The organism is Paraburkholderia sp. BCC1884 (assembly GCF_900996225.1).
Classification (GTDB): Bacteria; Pseudomonadota; Gammaproteobacteria; order Burkholderiales; family Burkholderiaceae; genus Paraburkholderia.
Genome location: NZ_CAAJGL010000033.1, coordinates 155,814 through 174,775, shown reverse-complemented (window position 1 = coordinate 174,775; position 18,962 = coordinate 155,814). Strand labels below are relative to the sequence as shown.

General features: G+C 60.9%; 14 protein-coding genes. 8 read left to right on the top strand and 6 right to left on the bottom strand.

The genetic code is table 11. The features are described 5' to 3' along the window. The 4 genes from FQ705_RS02865 to FQ705_RS02850 all read left to right on the top strand — a co-directional run. Positions 1–1,092, top strand: a 1,092-nt coding sequence (locus FQ705_RS02865) for a DUF2345 domain-containing protein (protein ID WP_144137940.1), incomplete at its 5' end; no start/stop codon positions are given. Positions 1,093–1,099: 7 nt separating this feature from the next. Next, positions 1,100–3,433 (top strand): M23 family metallopeptidase, encoded by a 2,334-nt coding sequence (locus FQ705_RS02860; RefSeq protein ID WP_144137939.1) that lies wholly within the window; start codon positions 1,100–1,102, stop codon positions 3,431–3,433. A 165-nt stretch (positions 3,434–3,598) separates the two neighbouring features. Beyond that, on the top strand, positions 3,599–3,850 hold the full coding sequence (locus FQ705_RS02855; RefSeq protein WP_144137938.1) for a hypothetical protein: 252 nt from the start codon (positions 3,599–3,601) through the stop codon (positions 3,848–3,850). A gap of 181 nt (positions 3,851–4,031) precedes the next feature. Next, positions 4,032–4,319: a PAAR domain-containing protein gene (locus FQ705_RS02850; protein WP_313955655.1), complete on the top strand. Its 288-nt coding sequence runs from the start codon at positions 4,032–4,034 to the stop codon at positions 4,317–4,319. Positions 4,320–4,903: 584 nt separating this feature from the next. On the opposite strand, the gene FQ705_RS02845 is transcribed toward FQ705_RS02850, so the two are convergent. The 3 genes from FQ705_RS02845 to FQ705_RS02835 all read right to left on the bottom strand — a co-directional run bounded on the left by FQ705_RS02845 (position 4,904) and on the right by FQ705_RS02835 (position 7,948). After that, complete coding sequence (locus FQ705_RS02845; RefSeq protein ID WP_144137937.1) at positions 4,904–5,434, bottom strand: NUDIX domain-containing protein; 531 nt, start codon at positions 5,432–5,434, stop codon at positions 4,904–4,906. A 90-nt stretch (positions 5,435–5,524) separates the two neighbouring features. Further along, positions 5,525–6,556 (bottom strand): threonine aldolase family protein, encoded by a 1,032-nt coding sequence (locus FQ705_RS02840; RefSeq protein ID WP_144137936.1) that lies wholly within the window; start codon positions 6,554–6,556, stop codon positions 5,525–5,527. A gap of 99 nt (positions 6,557–6,655) precedes the next feature. Further along, a complete protein-coding gene (locus FQ705_RS02835; RefSeq protein WP_144137935.1) occupies positions 6,656–7,948 on the bottom strand; it encodes a YbfB/YjiJ family MFS transporter in 1,293 nt (430 codons plus the stop codon). 147 nt (positions 7,949–8,095) lie between these two features. Here FQ705_RS02835 and FQ705_RS02830 point away from each other — a divergent pair, with 147 nt between their 5' ends. Next, entirely contained in the window at positions 8,096–9,034 is a 939-nt protein-coding gene (locus FQ705_RS02830) for a LysR family transcriptional regulator (protein ID WP_144137934.1), read from the top strand. 122 nt (positions 9,035–9,156) lie between these two features. Here FQ705_RS02830 and alaS read toward each other — a convergent pair whose 3' ends face one another. Beyond that, entirely contained in the window at positions 9,157–11,781 is a 2,625-nt protein-coding gene (gene alaS / locus FQ705_RS02825; protein ID WP_144137933.1) for an alanine--tRNA ligase, read from the bottom strand. Between the two features lie 294 nt (positions 11,782–12,075). On the opposite strand from alaS, the gene FQ705_RS02820 reads away from it, so the two are divergent. Next, positions 12,076–13,296 (top strand): CaiB/BaiF CoA transferase family protein, encoded by a 1,221-nt coding sequence (locus tag FQ705_RS02820; RefSeq protein WP_144137932.1) that lies wholly within the window; start codon positions 12,076–12,078, stop codon positions 13,294–13,296. 33 nt (positions 13,297–13,329) lie between these two features. Here FQ705_RS02820 and FQ705_RS02815 read toward each other — a convergent pair whose 3' ends face one another. Beyond that, entirely contained in the window at positions 13,330–13,890 is a 561-nt protein-coding gene (locus FQ705_RS02815; protein ID WP_144137931.1) for an RBBP9/YdeN family alpha/beta hydrolase, read from the bottom strand. 38 nt (positions 13,891–13,928) lie between these two features. Continuing rightward, positions 13,929–15,680 carry a gamma-glutamyltransferase gene (ggt, locus tag FQ705_RS02810; RefSeq protein WP_144137930.1) on the bottom strand — a complete coding sequence of 584 codons (1,752 nt, stop codon included), beginning with the start codon at positions 15,678–15,680 and terminating at the stop codon, positions 13,929–13,931. A gap of 491 nt (positions 15,681–16,171) precedes the next feature. Between ggt and FQ705_RS02805 the strand changes: the two genes are divergently transcribed. Together FQ705_RS02805 and FQ705_RS02800 are read left to right on the top strand one after the other, a co-directional pair. Then, entirely contained in the window at positions 16,172–17,881 is a 1,710-nt protein-coding gene (locus FQ705_RS02805; RefSeq protein ID WP_144137929.1) for a glutamine--tRNA ligase/YqeY domain fusion protein, read from the top strand. A gap of 134 nt (positions 17,882–18,015) precedes the next feature. After that, positions 18,016–18,960 carry a transporter substrate-binding domain-containing protein gene (locus FQ705_RS02800; RefSeq protein ID WP_409934672.1) on the top strand — a complete coding sequence of 315 codons (945 nt, stop codon included), beginning with the start codon at positions 18,016–18,018 and terminating at the stop codon, positions 18,958–18,960. Positions 18,961–18,962: the final 2 nt, after the last annotated feature.

The window sequence follows — 18,962 nt, the reverse complement described above, 5'->3', positions numbered from 1 at the left end:
GTGCATGTTCCGAGAGTCGGTGAAGAAGTATTGATCAGTTGGGCAGACGGCGATTGCGATAGGCCGTTGGTCACGGGCCGCGTCTACAACGGCCAAACGCAACCCGACTGGCATTCCAACGGCCTGCTCTCGGGCTACAAGTCGAGGGAATATCAGGGCAGCGGCTACAACCAGATGGTAATGGACGACTCGACGGGCCAGAACCGTGTTCAGCTTTATTCAACGAGCACGAACGCACATCTGCATCTGGGTTACCTGATTGATCAGACCGGGAACAACCGAGGCAGCTTTCTGGGCAGTGGCTTTGACCTGAAGTCCGACGCTTACGGTGCAGTGCGTGCGGGCCAAGGCTTGTATGTCACCACCTATCCGGCGACCAGTCAGCCGCTGGATGCACGGCAAGCGACCTCGCAGTTAGTGAATTCGGAAAGCGTGCTGGAAGCAATGTCGACCGCCAGCACGACGCATCAGGCAGAAAGTCTCAAGGATGGCTACGACTCGCTGAAGTCATACACGGACGCTACACAGAACAGCGTGTCTGGCTCATCGTCAGGGGGAAACACGGCGGGTGGTGGGACCGGGAACGCGAATGGGTTCAAGGAACCAGTCATGCTGTTCGGTAGTCCGTCAGGCATTGCCCTGTCCACGCAGAAATCCATTCACATCGCCAGCGATGCACAGACCAACCTCGTAAGCGGACAGAGCACGCATATCGCAACCGGTAAATCCCTGATCGCAAGCGTTGCGGAAAAGCTTAGTCTGTTCGTACAAAACGCAGGGATGAAACTCTTTGCGGCCAAGGGCAAGGTGGAAATTCAGGCCCACTCGGACAACATCGAACTGACTGCACAGAAGACGGTGAAACTGCTTTCCGCAACGGAAAAGATTGAAGCGGCCGCGAAGCAGGAAATCCTGCTGACATCTGGCGGTGCGTACATTCGCATCAAGGACGGGAACATCGAGATTCATGCACCTGGCAAGATTGATGTCAAAGGTAGCCAGCATAGCTTCAATGGACCGACGCAGACACCTTATCCATTGCCTGCCTTCAACAAGTCCGAACTGGCCTCCCGGTACGGTCATTCTGAATAGACGATAAATGATCATCAGCTACCCTTTTCTGCCCGCGCGTGGGGCAGACGCATCCGATGACGACTATGAGAAAAGCATCCTTGATCTGGAGATGTTGAATGCTGGGGTCTATCCGTCCAGCCGTGAGCGTGAATGGCACGGCGGGATTCATATACTCGCACCAACCACAATCGAACCGGTCCGCGCGATCGCCGACGGCACGCTGGTTGCCTATCGACTCAACAACGAGTTGACAAAAGAGAGGCCAGATGACGCTACCGGTCGGATCGACAACAGCTTCGTGCTAATCAGGCACGAGACGGAGACCGACTCTATCTCAGGCGACAGTGGCACCGAGAATCCCGTCAAGGTGGTGTTCTATTCGCTATATATGCACCTGATGAACACGGATGAAATGCGGACGCGAGGAATTGATCGCCATCAAGTCCATAAAGCGATCGCAGACTCGAGCCAGTCCGTAAAATTAGGTAATGGCGCCAAGATCTATAGGAAAGATATTATTGGCTTTCCGGGCGAATCATACTCGACCGGCGGAGTAATCCACTTCGAGATCTTCGCAACCAATGATGGCCTGAACGGATTCTTCGTGAACAGCCAGAACGCTAGTGAAATTGGAACGAAGGGCACATGGGGCGACAGTTACTTCATCGTGAAGGCTGGGTCAGCAGTTGTCGCCTCACATCCGGCAGGAAACACAATCGGAGGGCATGGTTGCCCAGCGGGACAATCTGGCAATGTCACCGCAAGCAAAAACCTCTTTGTGCGGATTGCGTTCAGGAACGGAACGAAATACACGACTACCTGGATGGACGGAGAGCAGGACAAACCCCCAACGCTGCTTACAGCGGATGAAGGTGTAGCCGACGCCGACTACGAATATGCGATGTATGAAATTGCAACAGCGCTCTATCCAAGCTGCCCCAGTGCCGGATACGAACTGCTTCGGTTCGGCAAAGTCCTTGGGGCCGACGGAGACAAGCTAACCGCAAGTGAAAAACACAACTGGCAACTGGTCACGTTCGCCGATGGTCTGAAAGGTTATATTGATCTTTCCGATTCCAATGTTGTGTCACAGGTGTTGTCAGATGCCGACTTTCCGCACTGGATCGGCTGGCAGAAAGGAATCGGAGGCTTGTTCGCTGACAGCGGTCAATGCGACATGCATGATCTGCTCGACGTGTTGAAGGTGTCGCATGACGGCGAGAACAGTGATGCTTCGCGGCAGCAACTCGCCGACTATTTTCGTGACCCCGAACACCGACACGTGCGCGACTGGTCGCAAAAACTGGTTGTGCGATATCCTAACGAATGGGACAAAGCAAACAATGCCCGTTGCACAAAGCTCAAAGAAAAGGACGGTTTGGCACCCGGGCGTGACGGCCCATTTTTTGGCAACGACGATGAATACGATAAGCACATGCAGTTCGTTCAGTCGTTGCAATGGTGGAGCGATGCCGGTCTTGGCGATTCCAATGTATGGCATTTCCATCCCTTTGCCTTTATCAGACACTTTAGAAGATGTGGATGGTTGAGCGAAGACGAGTTGGCTTACATGATGCCTGCCCACATCGCGCTCACGCAATCCGGCCCATTGCGCACGCCAGTTGGCCCGGCACTGAGCGCCGAGCAAGCGCGCAGCCGCCTCAGTCCTAGAAAGAATGCGCTAAACCGCACACTGAGAAAATATTCTCTTAACGCGACGTCGCAGCGGTTAGGACTCTTCTTTGCTCAAACTGTTATCGAAACGGACCGCTGGAAGACGTTTCGCGAGTATGGGCAAGGTGCGTCTAATCCGAATATCCCTATGGCACAATACTACGCCGCGTTCTACGGGCGTGGCGCGATGCAACTGACGTGGGCGGATGCATATGAAAAATATGGGCAATTTCGTAGATTCAGCGATGCGACCGGCGCCTATTCTGATCCTCGGATAACTCATGCCAGCACGCACTACTGGAGCGATCCCACGACACGTGATGCACAAGGCCACATTACAGGTGTGATAGGTATTCCTAAGCGGTGGGCTCCGCGCTTTGATCCAGATATCGTCGCCTCTGATGTAATGAATGCTTGCGATAGCGCCGGTTTTTTCTGGGCGTGGAAACATCACTCCGGGGCGAGGAATATCAATCGAGTTGCTGACAGGCAATTTTCAGCGTCAGTTATCGATCGCATAAATAAGCTAGTGAACGGCGGTGGATTTGGCTACTTTGAACGGGTTGCCTACTCGTACTACACTCGTCACATCTTGAGCGATTGGATTTATACAACGAATATGCTAACGGTGGATACAGCAAAACCCCCTATTCGGGTTCAGGTTGATCTGTCACGACCTACATAAAACGAAGAATTTTTTATGAAATCTCTAATATTGACTGTATTTTGTATTTCCATTTCGTCCGTTTGTTTTGGGCAAGTCACGCAAAAACCGAACGCCCCACAAGAGTTTTCAAATTGCCTGAAGCGAACCGAGCACGATCGCCTAACGTGCCAATCCGGCTGCGGCATGATTCTTCAACAATGCTACGACGAGGCAAACGATGCCCTCACCTCGAAGACCGATGCGCTGGTCAAAAAGCAGCGATCAGCATCCTGCGCCGCTCTTGTTAAGAAATACACTGATAGTTCTGCCCAGATGGACAACGGTGTCGCAGATGATGCCAGCTCGCAGCCTGGGTGGCTCGGTGCGGATCTGAAAATGAAGCTGCTACAACAGCGATACGAAACAACGAAACTGATCGATGGAGTATGCAAATAGCTACGCGCGATGGTTAGCTTAGACAACCACCAATGCTTACGTCGGGTGGTGGAAAGTTTAGACCTCGATGCTGTTTATGTTAGTCAAACTAGTCAACATGACAAATCGCTACATCGATGGCCGACTTTTCCTAGCGAAGCATTAGAACGACATGCACTCGCCTTCCAAATAATATGCAACGATATCTGATATTGAAAGGCGACATGACGACAAGACGACAGCCAATGGTGCGGTCCAAGCTACGGCAACCACGATTCAACTGAGCGGACAGGATGTCGCACACGCGGGCGATAGCGTGTCCTGCCCGGCCTGCAACACGACTGGCAAAATCCAGTGTGATGGCCCCCGCCAGGTGACGACCGCATCGGATGGACGACACGCAGCCCTTAGCGATGCTCTGTGCATCTGCGGGTGTCATCCCCCGCCCAAGCTGATTGCATCGCAGAACATGATGTCTACCGAAGCTTAGTGAATCGGAGGCCTGTTTGAAGTGGAAAGTATTTCTTGTCCGATGAAACAGTCGATTTCCTTCCTTAGTCACTCACATTGGACATGGAAGTTCCTTGTCGTATGAGGCTGCGACCGGAGTGTCCAACGTGTCCGGGATATTCCCAAAGATTGTTCTATAAAACTTCGGCATCTTGCATGGCGCTATGCCTGCATTGGGGATCCTGCGGCCTACAAGCGCATGAAAGCGGGTAATGAACGCGCTGGCATGTCCCCCGTTAGCTTCGCAACGTGGCTTTTCCCGAAGCTTATGGATGGGACTTAACGCCCGCGCTGACGCAATCCCCAATTGGCTTACAGCTATTGCCAAATCAGGACTATCCGAGCGGATGGCTAACTATCAAGGTTAAAAGCAGTGTGTATCGTATCGATGGGAATCCGTACAAATCGGTCTATTCGGAAAAAGATAGATGGTGGAGGCTAGTCAATCCTGCGTGGTTAGCTCCCCCCAACAGAGGTGGCGCGCTTACCGCAGGTGGGCAACTTAAAGCCGGGGGAGCCGACGATGTTGCATGGGCGAAATATATGAACTCTCGCGCAGCCCGCTCACTCCCCCGGCTTTTCGACGAATTCAAACGGCAAGCCGCGCCGTCGCATCCACTCGCCAAGCGCCTGCCCGGTGCCCGCGCGCCATGGCCGCAATTTAGCCGGCTCGATCAAGCGATACTCCAGCAGTTCCGGCGACAACGCGATCGTGCCGTTCGCCTTCACGTGATACGCGATGATCAGTTCATTCTTGCGCATGAATTCGTACACGCCTACCAACTCGACTGTCTCGGCATGCAGCGAAGTTTCTTCGAGCACTTCGCGCGCAATACCCTCCTCCGGTGTCTCGCCGTTTTCGAGGAAGCCGGTGATCAGCGCGAACATCCCCTCCGGCCATGCCGCATTGCGCGCCAGCAAAATCCTGCCTTCGTATTCGACGATCGCTGCCACGACCGGCAGTGGATTGTTCCAGTGTACGTAGCCGCACGCGAGATCGGGGCAACTCTGGCGAATGCGTCCGCCTTCGTGTTCGACATCGGCGCGCTCGACGAGAGGCGTGGCGCAGCGTGGGCAAAATTGGTAATCGCTCATGGCGTGGGGACGTCTCCTGATCTTATGTCGGGTGATGGTCTATGTCGGACGCACCGCGAGCCCGCCGCGGCACACGCATTCGGCCGCCTCTCAGGCGGCGCACAACTCGCGCACTTCGGCGGTGAAACGCTCGACCGTTTCCGGCTGCGTATCCCACGCGCACATCAATCGGCAGCCGCCCGCGCCGATGAATTCGTAGAACTTCCAGCCGCGTGCGCGCATCGCCTTGGCGGCTTGCGGCGGCAACTGTGCGAAGACCGCGTTCGATTCGCGCGGGAACATGATGCTTACGCCGGGAATTTCCTGCAAGCGCGTTTGCAGCAACTCGGCCATCGCATTCGCGTGACGCGCGTTGCGTAGCCACACATCGTTATCGAGCAGGCCGAGCCACGGCGCCGAGATGAACCGCATCTTCGACGCCAACTGCCCGGCCTGCTTCAGACGGTAGGCAAAATCGTCGGCGAGCGAGCGGTCGAAAAACACCACCGCTTCGCCGACCGGCAAGCCGTTCTTGGTGCCGCCGAAGCACAGCACGTCGACACCCGCGCGCCACGTGATCTCCGAGGGATGCACATCGAGCGCGGCTACCGCGTTGGCGAAGCGCGCGCCGTCCATATGCACCTTCAGATGACGGCGCTTGGCAATCGCCGCGATCGCGCGCACTTCCTCGACGCTATAGACGGTGCCGACTTCCGTCGACTGCGTCAACGTGACGACTTTGGGCTTCGGATAATGGATGTCGGCGCGGCGCGTGACGATGGCTTCGATCGCATCCGGCGTGAGCTTGCCGCCGACGCCCGGCGCCGTCAGCAGCTTCGAGCCACCCGAGAAAAATTCGGGGCCGCCGCATTCGTCGGTTTCGATGTGGGCCAGTTCGTGGCAGATCACCGAGTGATACGACTGACACAGCGACGCCAGCGCCAGCGAATTGGCCGCCGTGCCATTGAATACGAAGAACACCTCGCAATCGGTCTGGAACAGGTCGCGCAGACGGTCGCACACCTGGTTGGTCCACGAGTCGTCGCCGTAGGCCGGCTCGTGACCGCTGTTGTTGGCGGCGATCAGCGCCTCGAGCGCTTCGGGGCAGATGCCGGCATAGTTGTCGGACGCGAAATGTTGCATGGCTGGCGGCGCGCCCGGCGACAGGCGCACTGAGATGGCGGGAAAGCGGTCATTCTAGTGCGCCGGTGGCCGATTGGGTTCTCGTCTGCTGCGGTGCGGCTAATTGCAGCCGCAATCCGGCATACGGCCTCGTCCGCGCGGGCGACGCGCCACCACGACCAGACCCGCCGCGCCCAGCAGCAACGCACCCGTCGCCAGCCACAAGGCAAGCGAGAACGAACCGGTGTGCTCGGCGATCGGCGCGGCAACCAGCGGACCGACGATCTGACCGATGCCATAGGCCGCCGTCGCGTAGCCCATCAGACCGGCTGCGTCGTCGCCGCGCAGACGCCGCGCTTCGCGCATCGCAAACAGCGTGATCGCGGTGAACGGCAAGCCGATCAGGATGCTGCCGAGCGAGAAGCCGCCCGCCGTCGGCCACACGATGCCGAGCGCGATGCCACAGGCTTGCAGCACGTAGCAGGCGGCCAGCAGGCTGCGATTGTCCCAATGCACCGGCAGGCGCGCCGCCAGCAGCGAGCCGACCATCAGCGCCGCGCCGAACATCGGCCAGAACAGATCGGGCCAGGCGGAGCCCGGCAGCGCATGGCGCGCGATTACCGGCAGGAAGGTCGCGGTGATGATGTAACCGAAGCCGGGAACGCCGTAGAGGACGATTAGCCAGAAGGCGTCGGCGCGGTGCGGGGGATGAGTGGGTCGGGCGGCTTGAGCGGCCGGGTTCACACGAGCGCCTTCGCTTTGACTTCGACCCGCGTTATTCGGTGGCGTATCGCCGAACACCGGCCATACCATGATGGAAAGCACCACGGCGATCGCGCCAAACGCGAGCCACCCTGCCGGGGCGCCATAGCCGCCGGCCGCGCTGACGAGCAAGCCCGTCCCGACGATCCCCAAACCGGGGCCCGTGTAGATCACGCCGCCCCAGCCATGCGCGCCCAATTCGGTCAGGCGGCGCAAGCCCCATTGCGACGCGAACACGAACGTCCACGCGCTGACGGCCCCGGCGATGAAGCGCACCATCGCCCACACCCAGAATTGCCCTGTCAGGCCCATTGCAAGCGTCAGCAAGGCCGTCGCGACCAACCCGACCCGTACCATGCGCGCGGGCTCGACCCTTAGCGCGGCGCAGGTGATGGCGCCGATGAAATAACCTGCGTAATTGAACGAGGCAAGCCAGCCGCCGTGCTGGATATCGAGCTGCGGCTGACCCCAGGCGCCGCCATGGAGCATCAAGGGTAGCAGCGGCGTAAAAGCGAAACGGCCGATCCCGAGCACGACGGCGAGCGCCACCATGCAGGCCAGCGCCGCGCGACGGGCAGCGTGGCGCTCGGCTCGAATGTCGTGGGCCGTAGCGCTGGGATTGGCCTTTGCGTTGGAAGCGAGATCGTTCATGAGCGGGCGCGAGTCGTAATGGATGACGAATGGAAGACGCCTGGCCGGCACGTTCGCCGGTTCGGATTCGTGTCATTGCATATTAGCTTGACCTTCGAATCATAAAAAATGAATAATTAGGATACTACTCATCGCTGGAAGAGAATCATGGATCTGGCCGGCTTGACCATATTTCGAGCTGTCGTGCGGGAAAACGGCGTGACGCGCGCCGCCGCCAAGCTCAACCGCGTTCAGTCGAACGTCACCACGCGCATCAAACAACTCGAAGAGCAGCTGGGAACCGATCTGTTTATCCGCGACGGCCGTCGCCTCGTGCTCACGCCGGCTGGCGAGACCTTGCTGCCTTATGCCGAGCGGCTGCTAGCACTGGCCGACGAGGCACGTCACGCGGTGCGCGAGGATCGTCCGAGCGGACGTCTGCGGTTGGGCACGATGGAAAGCGTCGCGGCGACGCGTCTGCCCGGCTTGCTCGCGCACTATCACCAGCAATGGCCGGACGTCGCGCTCGAGCTCGAGACGGGCACGACCGGCAAATTGATCGAGCGGGTCCGCGAATTCGAAGTGGATGCCGCTTTGGTGGCCACGCCGTCAGACCCGGCGGCGCTCGGCGATGTCTTCGAGTCGGTGCCGGTGTTCAGGGAACAGCTGGTGATGTTGACGCCGCGAGGGCATCGGCCGATTCACGAGGTACGGGATATCGCCCTATCGACGCTGATTGCGTTCGAGCGCGGCTGTGCCTACCGGGCGTATATCGAGAAGTGGTATCTGGAACATGGCGTGAGGCCGGCTCGCGTACTGGAACTGGGCTCGTATCACGCGATCGTGGCTTGCGTCGCGGCGGGCGCAGGCGTGGCCGTGGCGCCGAAATCCGTGCTGAATTTGCAGACCGATGCCAGCAATATCGCGGTTCACGAACTGCCCGATATCGACATGATCGAGACACTGCTTGTCTGGCGACGCGGGCATTTTTCGTCCGCGCTCAATGCTCTTCGGCAAACGCTGGTCGCGCATGAGGATGGGCGTGCGATGCCGGGGGGGATTGCGGATGCGAATACCGATGCGGGTATAGCGGCGGCTGCGTCCTGATCGTCTCTTGCAACTGGAGACTACTTCGCTCCATGCATCACCCATCAACGACTTGGGCCACGTGGGCGCTCGAACTTCGAGTGCCCACGTGGCCCAATCAGACCTGAATCAAAGCTTCGCGATCAGAGCTGCGCTTCGACCCAACCCTTGACGCCTGCCAGCGCCGCCGGCAGATTCGCCGGCTCGGTGCCGCCGGCCTGCGCCATATCCGGGCGACCACCGCCCTTGCCGCCGACCTGCTGCGCAACGAAGTTGACCAGCTCGCCCGCCTTGACCTTCTTGCTGGCGTCTGCCGTCACACCGGCGATCAGGCTCACCTTGCCGCCTTCGACCGAAGCCAGCACGATCGCCGCACTCTTGAGCTTGTCTTTCAGCTTGTCGACGGTCTCGCGCAGCGTCTTGACGTCCGCGCCTTCGAGCGTGGCCGCCAGCACATGAACACCGGCGATTTCGATGGCCTGACCGACGAGTTCGTCGCCCTGGCTCGACGCCATCTTCGACTTCAGCGCGCTCAGTTCCTTCTCCAGCGACTTCACCTGATCCTGCACCTGGGTGATGCGCTGGGTCAGTTCCGACGGTTGCGCCTTCAGCACTGCCGCCGCGGCATTGATGCGCGCGTCGAGCTCCTGCACGAAGCGCACGGCGTTGTCGCCCGTGATCGCTTCCACGCGACGGATACCTGCTGCCACACCGCCTTCCATCACGATCTTGAACAAACCGATGTCGCCGGTGCGATTCACGTGCGTGCCGCCGCACAATTCACGCGAGAAGCCGAGGTCGAGCACGCGCACTTCGTCGCCGTACTTTTCGCCGAATAGCGCCATCGCGCCGCCCTTCACCGCTTCGTCGAACGGCATGACCTGCACGATGCCCGGCGCGTTCGCCAGCACTTCGGCGTTGACGATTTCTTCGACGCGGCGAATCTGCTCGTCCGTCATCGGCGAGTTATGCGCGAAGTCGAAACGGGTCTTGTCGGCGTCGACCAGCGAGCCCTTCTGTTGCACGTGCGAGCCCAGCACTTCGCGCAGCGCCTTGTGCATCAAGTGCGTGGCCGAGTGGTTGCGCTGCGTGCGGGTGCGGCGCACCGCGTCGATTTCCGCCTTGACCACGTCGCCCAGCTTCAGCGTGCCTTGCTCCAGCGTGCCGTGATGACCGACCACGTCGGCTTGCACCTTCAGCGTATCGGCCACGGCGAAGCGGATGCTCGCGTTGGCCAGCACGCCCTGGTCGCCGACCTGACCGCCCGACTCGGCGTAGAACGGCGTGTGATCGAGCACGACGACAGCCTGCTGGCCGTCGCGCACTTCCTTTACCGATGCGCCGTCGACATACAGCGCGATCACTTTCGCGTCGTCGAACGCGACTTCTTCGTAGCCGTGGAACGTGGTCTTCGCGCCCGAGTATTCGAGGCCTTGCGCCATCTTGAACTTGCCTGCCGCGCGAGCCTGTTCGCGTTGACGCGCCATCGCTTCGTCGAAAGCGGCTTCGTCGACCGTCACTTCGCGTTCGCGGCACACGTCGGCCGTCAGATCGAGCGGGAAGCCGTAGGTGTCGTGCAGCTTGAATGCGAGTTCGCCGTCCAGTGTCTTGCCGCCCTTCGCTTCGAGGTCGGCCAGCGCGCTTTCGAGAATCGACATGCCGTGCTCGATGGTCTCGAAGAAGCGTTCTTCTTCCTGACGCAGCACGTCGGTCACGCGTTGTTCCGCTTCCTTCAACTCCGGATAGGCATCGCCCATTTGCGCGACGAGGTCCGGCACCATGCGATGGAAGAACGAACCCTTCTTGCCCAGCTTGTAACCGTGACGGATGGCGCGACGCACGATACGGCGCAGCACGTAGCCGCGGCCTTCATTGCCCGGAATCACACCGTCGACGATCAGGAACGAGCACGCGCGAATGTGATCGGCGATCACCTTCAGCGAGTTGTTGGTCAGATCGCTGACGCCGGTTTCGCGGCCGGCGGCCTTGATGAGCGCCTGGAACAGATCGATTTCGTAGTTGCTGTGCACGTGCTGCAGCACGGCCGCGATACGCTCAAGACCCATGCCGGTGTCGACGCACTGCTTGGGCAGCGGCGTCATGTTGCCTTGCGCGTCACGGCTGAACTGCATGAACACGAGATTCCAGATCTCGATGTAGCGGTCGCCGTCTTCCTCGGGCGAGCCCGGAGGGCCGCCCCACACGTCCGCGCCATGGTCGTAGAAGATTTCCGAGCATGGGCCGCACGGACCGACGTCGGCCATCTGCCAGAAGTTGTCCGAGGCGTAGCGCGCGCCCTTGTTGTCGCCGATGCGGATGATGCGCTCGACCGGCACGCCGACTTCTTTCGCCCAGATGTCGTGCGCTTCGTCGTCTTCGTGATAGACGGTCACCCACAGCTTGTCTTTGGGCAACTGGTACACGCCCGTCAGCAGTTCCCACGCGTAGTGGATCGCGTCGCGCTTGAAGTAGTCGCCGAACGAGAAGTTGCCCAGCATTTCGAAGAACGTGTGGTGACGCGCGGTGTAGCCGACGTTTTCCAGATCGTTGTGCTTGCCGCCGGCGCGCACGCTGCGCTGCGCGGTGGTGGCACGCGAATACGGACGCGATTCCGCGCCGAGGAACACATCTTTGAACTGCACCATTCCCGAATTGGTGAAGAGCAATGTCGGGTCGTTGCCGGGCACAAGGCTCGACGAACGAACGATCGAATGGCCCTTCGATTCGAAGAACTTGAGGAATTTCTCGCGGATTTCGGCGGCTTTCATAGCGTGCGGGGGACGGTCCTGGCTGTTACCGGCGGCATCGTGGGATGCGCCAACTGTTTGTTTCTTAAACGACTGATTATACGGGATCGGCGCCGCCGCGCGATGGCGGCCCCCGCAGGTCGGCCGTTCGGCCAGGTTTGACCGGGCAGCATGGGACATCGGCGCCGCTGGCGGGTGCGCGCTTCGTCCTATGCCGTTCGGCCGACTGCGCCTGCGTACGGGAATCGCTTAAGATTGCCCCACATCCGCGGCGTCCCGCACGCCGCGTCGGCTACCTAGGAGACATCGAACAAAATGGGCGCTCTCAGTCATATCCGCGTGCTGGATCTCACCCGCGTGCTCGCCGGGCCCTGGTGCGCGCAAACTCTCGCCGATTTCGGCGCCGACGTGATCAAGATCGAACGCCCCGAAGCCGGCGACGACACCCGTCACTGGGGCCCTCCGTATCTCAAGACGTTGGAAGGCGAAGACACGCGCGAGGCGGCCTATTACCTCGCCGCGAACCGCAACAAGCGCTCGGTCACCGTCGACATCGCCACGCCCGAAGGCCAGCGGATCATCCGCGAACTGGCCGCGCAGAGCGACGTGGTGCTGGAGAACTACAAGGTCGGCCAACTGAAGAAGTACGGTCTCGACTACGCCTCGCTCAAAGAGGTGAAGCCCGATCTGATCTACTGCTCGGTGACCGGTTTCGGGCAGACCGGACCGTATGCGCAGCGCGCGGGCTACGACTTCATCGTGCAGGGCATCGGCGGCTTCATGAGCATTACCGGTGAGCGCGACGGCCAGCCGGGCGGCGGTCCGCAAAAGGCCGGGGTTGCGATCGCCGACCTCATGACCGGCATGTACTCCACGATTGCCGTGCTCACCGCTCTCACCCATCGCGACCGGACGGGCGAAGGGCAATACATCGACATGGCATTGCTCGACGTGCAGGTGGCCATGCTCGCCAACATGAATTCCAACTACCTCGCGAGCGGTCAGCCGCCGGTTCGCTGGGGCAATGCGCATCCGAACATCGTGCCCTACCAGACCTTCCAGACGAGCGACGGCTGGATCATCGTCGCGGTCGGCAACGACGGGCAGTTCCGCAAATTCGTCGAAGCCGGCGCGCGCCCCGAACTGGCCGACGACGAGCGTTTCGCGACCAATCCGGCCCGCGTGCGGCACCGCGACGTCCTCGTGCCGATTCTCGCGGAGATGGTGCGCCTGCAGGGCAAGCAGCAATGGATCGCCGCGCTCGAAGCCGCGGGGGTACCGTGCGGGCCGATCAACGATCTGGGCGAGGTCTTCGAGAACGAGCAGGTGATCGCGCGCGACATGCGGGTGGATCTGCCGCATCCGTCGGGCGGCACGGTCAAGCTGGTGCGCAACCCGATCAGGATGACCGGGACCCCGCCGCAAGCGATCTCGCACCCGCCCACGCTCGGCGAGCACACCGAGAGCATCTTGCGCGACGTGCTGGGTTATGACGAAGCCAGGATTGCGGCATTGCGCACGCAATCGGTGATTTGACGCGGTAGCAGAGCCGGCGCGCCGGACGCAAACTCAAGCGCGTTCGGCGAGCGAAGCGAGCCACTGCCGGCCCTCGCCCCAGTCGCCAAGTCCGCTATCGGCGTTGATATGACCGCGCGCGCCGATCCCGATCCAGCGGCTGCCCCACGCGCTCGCGCAGCTTTGTGAGAACGGCACGCCGCCGTACGGATCGTCGCTGCTCGCTACGACAACGCTCGCAAACGGCAAGCGCGTGAGCGGCACCGGCGAGAAGCCGCGGGCGTCCGCCGGAAAGTGAGCTTCAGCGGGATCGGGCGGCGCCACCAGCAAGGCGCCCGCGACCTTCGGAAGCTGTGCGGGGCTGGCGTATCGCGACGCCCAGAAAGCGGCCGTCAGACAGCCAAGGCTGTGCGCCGCGAACACGACCGGCGATTGCGCGGCCGCCACGGCGGCGTCGAGCGTGCGGCACCAGGCCTCGCACACGGGATGATCCCAGTCCGGCATCTGCACCCGCTCGAACGCCGGATCGAGCGCCTCCCAGCGGGTTTGCCAGTGGCCGTCGCCAGAATTCTGATAGCCAGGCAGTACGAGTATGTTCGGTTTGTGTGTGCTCATCGGGTGCCCCGCCGCCGTTCTTATCTGCTATTTCTGCATCAACGTATCACACGTCCCACGCCCACTCCACGCGGGTCCGCTGCGGGCTCAGGCGTCGTGCCGTCGATACGGATCAGTTGCACGTCGCCGTTGAACGACTGCCCTTCGAGCACGTAGCCCTTGGCCTTCAACTGGTCCGCAAGCTCGCCCGTGACCGGATGGTACGGCTCAAAATAAATCGTCTTCTGCGGCAACAACTGATGATGAAAGCGCATCGCGGCCAATGCATCCGTGGGCGACAAATTGAAGTCGTACAGGTCGGTCATCACCTGGAAAATCGATGTCAGGATACGCGAGCCGCCCGGCGTGCCGATCACGAGCGCCACCTTGTTGTCCTTCAACAGAATGGTCGGCGTCATCGACGACAACGGCCGGCGTCCCGGCGCCACCGTATTCGCTTCGCTGTCGCTCGCGCCGGACGGGCTCGCTGCGGCGGGCTTGGTGACGAAATCGTCCATGGCGTCGTTCAGCACGAAGCCGCCACCGTCCACGACTACGCCCGAGCCGAAATCGCCGTTCAGCGTATAGGTGTTCGACACGGCGTTGCCCCACTTGTCGACCACCGAGAAATGCGTGGTCTGCGCCTTCTCCTGTGTTGCCTCGCCAAGGCCCGGCTTGACTGGCGTGGCGCCCGGGACTTCGTCGGGTTTGACTTCGTCGGCGCGTTGCGCGAGGTAGGCGTCGTCGGTCAGCTTGTCGACCGGCACCTGTGCCGAATCCGGATCGGCGAGGTATTGCTGACGATCGGCGAACACGCGGTCCTCGATCTGCGCGACCAGATGAATATACGGCGCGGAATTGAGTTCGAGGCCGTCGAAGGCCTGCTTCAGATCGGCCTTCATTTTCAGCATCTGGATCAGGCCGACACCGCCCGAACTCGGCGGCGGCGCCGTGAGCACGCGATAGCCGTTCCAGTCGGCCGAAAGCGGCTGGCGCCAGGCCGCCTTGTATTGAATCAGATCCTGCTTCGTCAAGAGGCCGTGACCGTACATCTGCTGGGCAATCAGATCGGCGGTGCGGCCCTCGTAGAACTCGCGGCCGCCGTCGCTGGAAATGCGCGACAACGTTTGTGCAAGCTCAGGCTGGCGGTACATCACGCCCGTCTTGAGATTCGAAAAATAGGCTTCGAAGTTGGTCTTGCCGGTGAAATTCTTCGCTGCCGCATCGCGGCGCTTCTGCAGACCGGCGTCGACCTGGAAGCCGTCGGTCGCGTAACGTATCGCCGGGGCCAGCACCTGTTTCCACTTCAATTTACCGAAACGCTGCTGCGCCTCCCACATGCCCTCGACCGTGCCCGGCACGCCCACCGCGCGATGGCCGACCGTACTTGCGCCCGGCATCAGGTTGCCCTTGTCGTCCAGGTACATGTCGCGCGTGGCCTGCTGCGGCGCGCGTTCACGGTAGTCCAGAAAGTACGGCTTGCCGTCCATGTAGAGCGTCATGAACCCGCCGCCGCCGATGTTGCCGGCGTCCGGCCGCGTCACGGCGAGCGTAAAGGCGATCGCCACCGCAGCGTCGACGGCGTTGCCTCCGGCCGCGAAGATCTGCTGCGCGGTGTCCGCACTGTAGCGATCCGGCACGGCAACCGCCGACGCATCGAATACCGCCTTGGGTGGCGCTGTTTTCGCCAGTGCGGCAGCCGGTGCGACACTGACCGCGAACGCGGCGAGCAGCGCCGAAGCCGTCACGGTGCGGACCAGAGAAAGAGAAGCGAAAAACGCGCGAGGCGCGTCGTGCGACGAAACGGGCATCCGAGAAACTCCGGGAACGAAGGGCGCCGGGGGTCCGGGCGACGGTAACTGGCAACCGCGGCGGTAACCGCGAGGCAAGGGCGGGCAACAGCCGCAACCGCGCCAACCTGGACGGAGCGACAAAGGACGGTGCGGCCCGCGTGAACGGCTGCGACGAGTGCACGCGCTGCGCGTCGGGAGCGCGAACTGCACTGCCCGGGACAATATCGGGCGGCGCGTGGATGGCGACAGGAAAAGGGCCGCGCATCCCGCGGACGAAGCCGCGCCGCGTGCATCCTAAGTCGCCGACGCCGACGCCGACAAACCGTTTTACCTCCTGTTACAGCACCTTTAACCCAGCTTGCAGCCGACCGTCAAACTTCCACAAACCCGTCAAATCCGCTCAAACGTTGGCTACACGCCGCACTCGTCAGCCGCAACGGAACGTGTCAGGTAGAATTGACGCATAAGTGGGTGCATTGCGCGCCCCCGACAGACTTTCACTTTCTCGCATGAATACCGAACGCAACGACGCGCCAGCGGCATCCAATTTCATCCGCAACATCATTGACGAAGACAACCGCAACGGCAAGTGGGGTCAGCGTGTCGAAACGCGCTTCCCGCCGGAGCCGAACGGTTATCTGCACATCGGTCATGCCAAGAGCATCTGTTTGAACTTCGGCGTGGCGCGCAGCTATGGCGGCGTGTGCCATCTGCGTTTCGACGACACCAATCCGGAAAAGGAAAGCGTCGAATACGTCGATTCGATCATCGACGCCGTGCGTTGGCTCGGCTTTGAATGGGAAAAGAGCGGCAAGGAAGAGCTGTACTACGCGAGCGACTACTACGACAAGCTGTACGAGTTCGCCGAACTGCTGATCGAACGCGGCAAGGCCTATGTGGACAGCCAGTCGGCCGAAGAAATGCGTGCGAACCGTGGCTCGGCCACCGAAGTCGGCACGCCGTCGCGCTTCCGCGAGCGCTCGGTGGAGGAAAACCTGGACCTGTTCCGCCGCATGAAGGCAGGCGAGTTCAAGGAAGGCGAGCATGTGCTGCGCGCCAAAATCAACATGTCGTCGCCGAACTTCAACATGCGCGATCCGGTCATCTACCGGATCCGTTTCGCGCATCACTACCGCACCGGCGACAAATGGTGCGTGTACCCGATGTACGACTACACGCACTGTATTTCGGACGCGCTGGAAAACATCACGCATTCGCTGTGCACGCTGGAGTTCGAAGACCATCGTCCGCTCTATGACTGGATTCTGAACGAGCTGGCCGAAGCCGGCATTTTCACGCGTCCGCTGCCGCAACAGATCGAGTTCTCGCGTCTGAACCTGACCTACGCGATCACCAGCAAGCGCAAGCTGCTGCAACTCGTGAACGAAGGTCACGTCGAAGGCTGGGACGATCCGCGCATGCCGACCATCGTTGGCGTGCGTCGCCGTGGTTTTACGCCGGAAGCGATCCAGTTGTTCTGCGAGCGCATCGGCGTGACCAAGGTCGATTCGTGGATCGACATGAGCGTGTTCGAAGGCGCGCTGCGCGACGATCTGGACGACAAGGCGCCGCGTACGGCCGCCGTGCTCGATCCGGTCAAGCTGATCATCGACAATTTTCCGGAAGGCGTCACCGAGTCGTGCAATGCGCCGGTTCACCCGCATCATCCGGAAATGGGCGTGCGCGAGTTTCCGATTTCGCGCGAGCTGTGGATCGAACGCGACGACTACAACGAAACGCCGCCGAAAGGCTACTTCCGCCTGTTCCCGGGCAACAAGGTCCGTCTGCGTTATGGCTACGTGATCGAATGCGTGGGCGCGGACAAGGACGAGAACGGCAACATCGTGGCAGTCCATTGCACGTACTTCCCGGACAGCAAGTCCGGTACGGAAGGCGCGAACAACTACAAGGTCAAAGGCAACATTCACTGGGTCAGCGCAGCCAGCGCCTGCCCGGCGGAAGTGCGGATTTACGACCGACTGTTCAAGGATGCGCAACCGGACGCCGGTGGCCGCGATTTCCTCGAGGCGCTGAATCCGGACTCGAAGCGCGTGGTCAACGCGTATCTCGAACCGGGCGCGCGCGAGGCCCTGCCGGAGCAGCGTTACCAGTTCGAGCGCCATGGCTACTTCGTCGCCGACCGGGTCGATTCGAAGCCGGGCAAGCCCGTGTTCAACCGTATCGTCAGCTTGCGCGACAGCTGGGGCAAGCCGGCGTAAGCCGGGGCGCTCGTCGCGCAGTTGAACCTGAATACGGCGTGCATCTTGTCCATGAGATGCACGCCGTTTTGTTGCACCATGTTCCATCGACAGCGACAGCGCGACCTCGGGTCCGCGCCAGTCCGGGAGGTCCGATGAAAGTTGCAGTCCGCCGCGGGACCATTACACGCAGTCAAACGCACCGCACGCGTCATTTGCTCGCCGCGCTGCTCACGTTCGGCACCGTCATGCTGGCCAGCCCTGTCCGCGCGGACGAACTCACCGGCACGCTGAAGAAAATCCACGACGACGGCGTGGTCGTGCTCGGCGTACGCGAAGCGTCGATGCCCTTCTCCTATTTCGACGGCAAGGCAACGGTGGGCTATTCGCAGGCCATCGCGATGCAGATCGTCGACGAAATCAGGAAGACGCTCAGCATGCCGCAGCTGAAGGTGCACGAAATTACCGTGACCTCGTCGAATCGCACGCCGATGCTGCTCAACAATCAGATCGACCTGGAGTGCGGTTCCACCACGCATACCGTGGAGCGCGAAAACGTCGCAGCCTTTTCGAACAGTTTCTTCCAGTATGCAGTGCGCATGATCACGCGCAAGAGCAGCGGTATTACGGATTTTTCGGAACTGGCCGGCAAGACGGTCGTCACGACCGCGGGCACCTCCGACGAGCGCCTGCTGCGTCAGCTCAACACCGAGAAACACCTGAACATGCGCATCACGAGTGCGCGCGATCACCAGGAGGCGTTCACCGCGCTCAAGGATGACAAGGCCGTGGCCTTCGTGATGGACGAGCCGATCGTGTACGGCTTCAAGGCGACCGACGCGCGCCCTGAGGACTTCGTGGTGACCGGCACGTCGCTCGGCGCCGAGGTCTACGCGTGCATGTTCCGCAAAGGCGATGAACCGTTCCGCGCACTGGTGAACGGCGTGATCGCGCGCGGTCAGACTTCCGGCGACGCGGAGCGTCTGTATCGGCAGTGGTTCACGCAGCCTATTCCACCGCGCGGCATCAATCTGAATTTTCCGCTATCGGAACAGAATCGCGCACTGTTCGCGCATCCGAACGATCGCGCGCTCGACTGAGC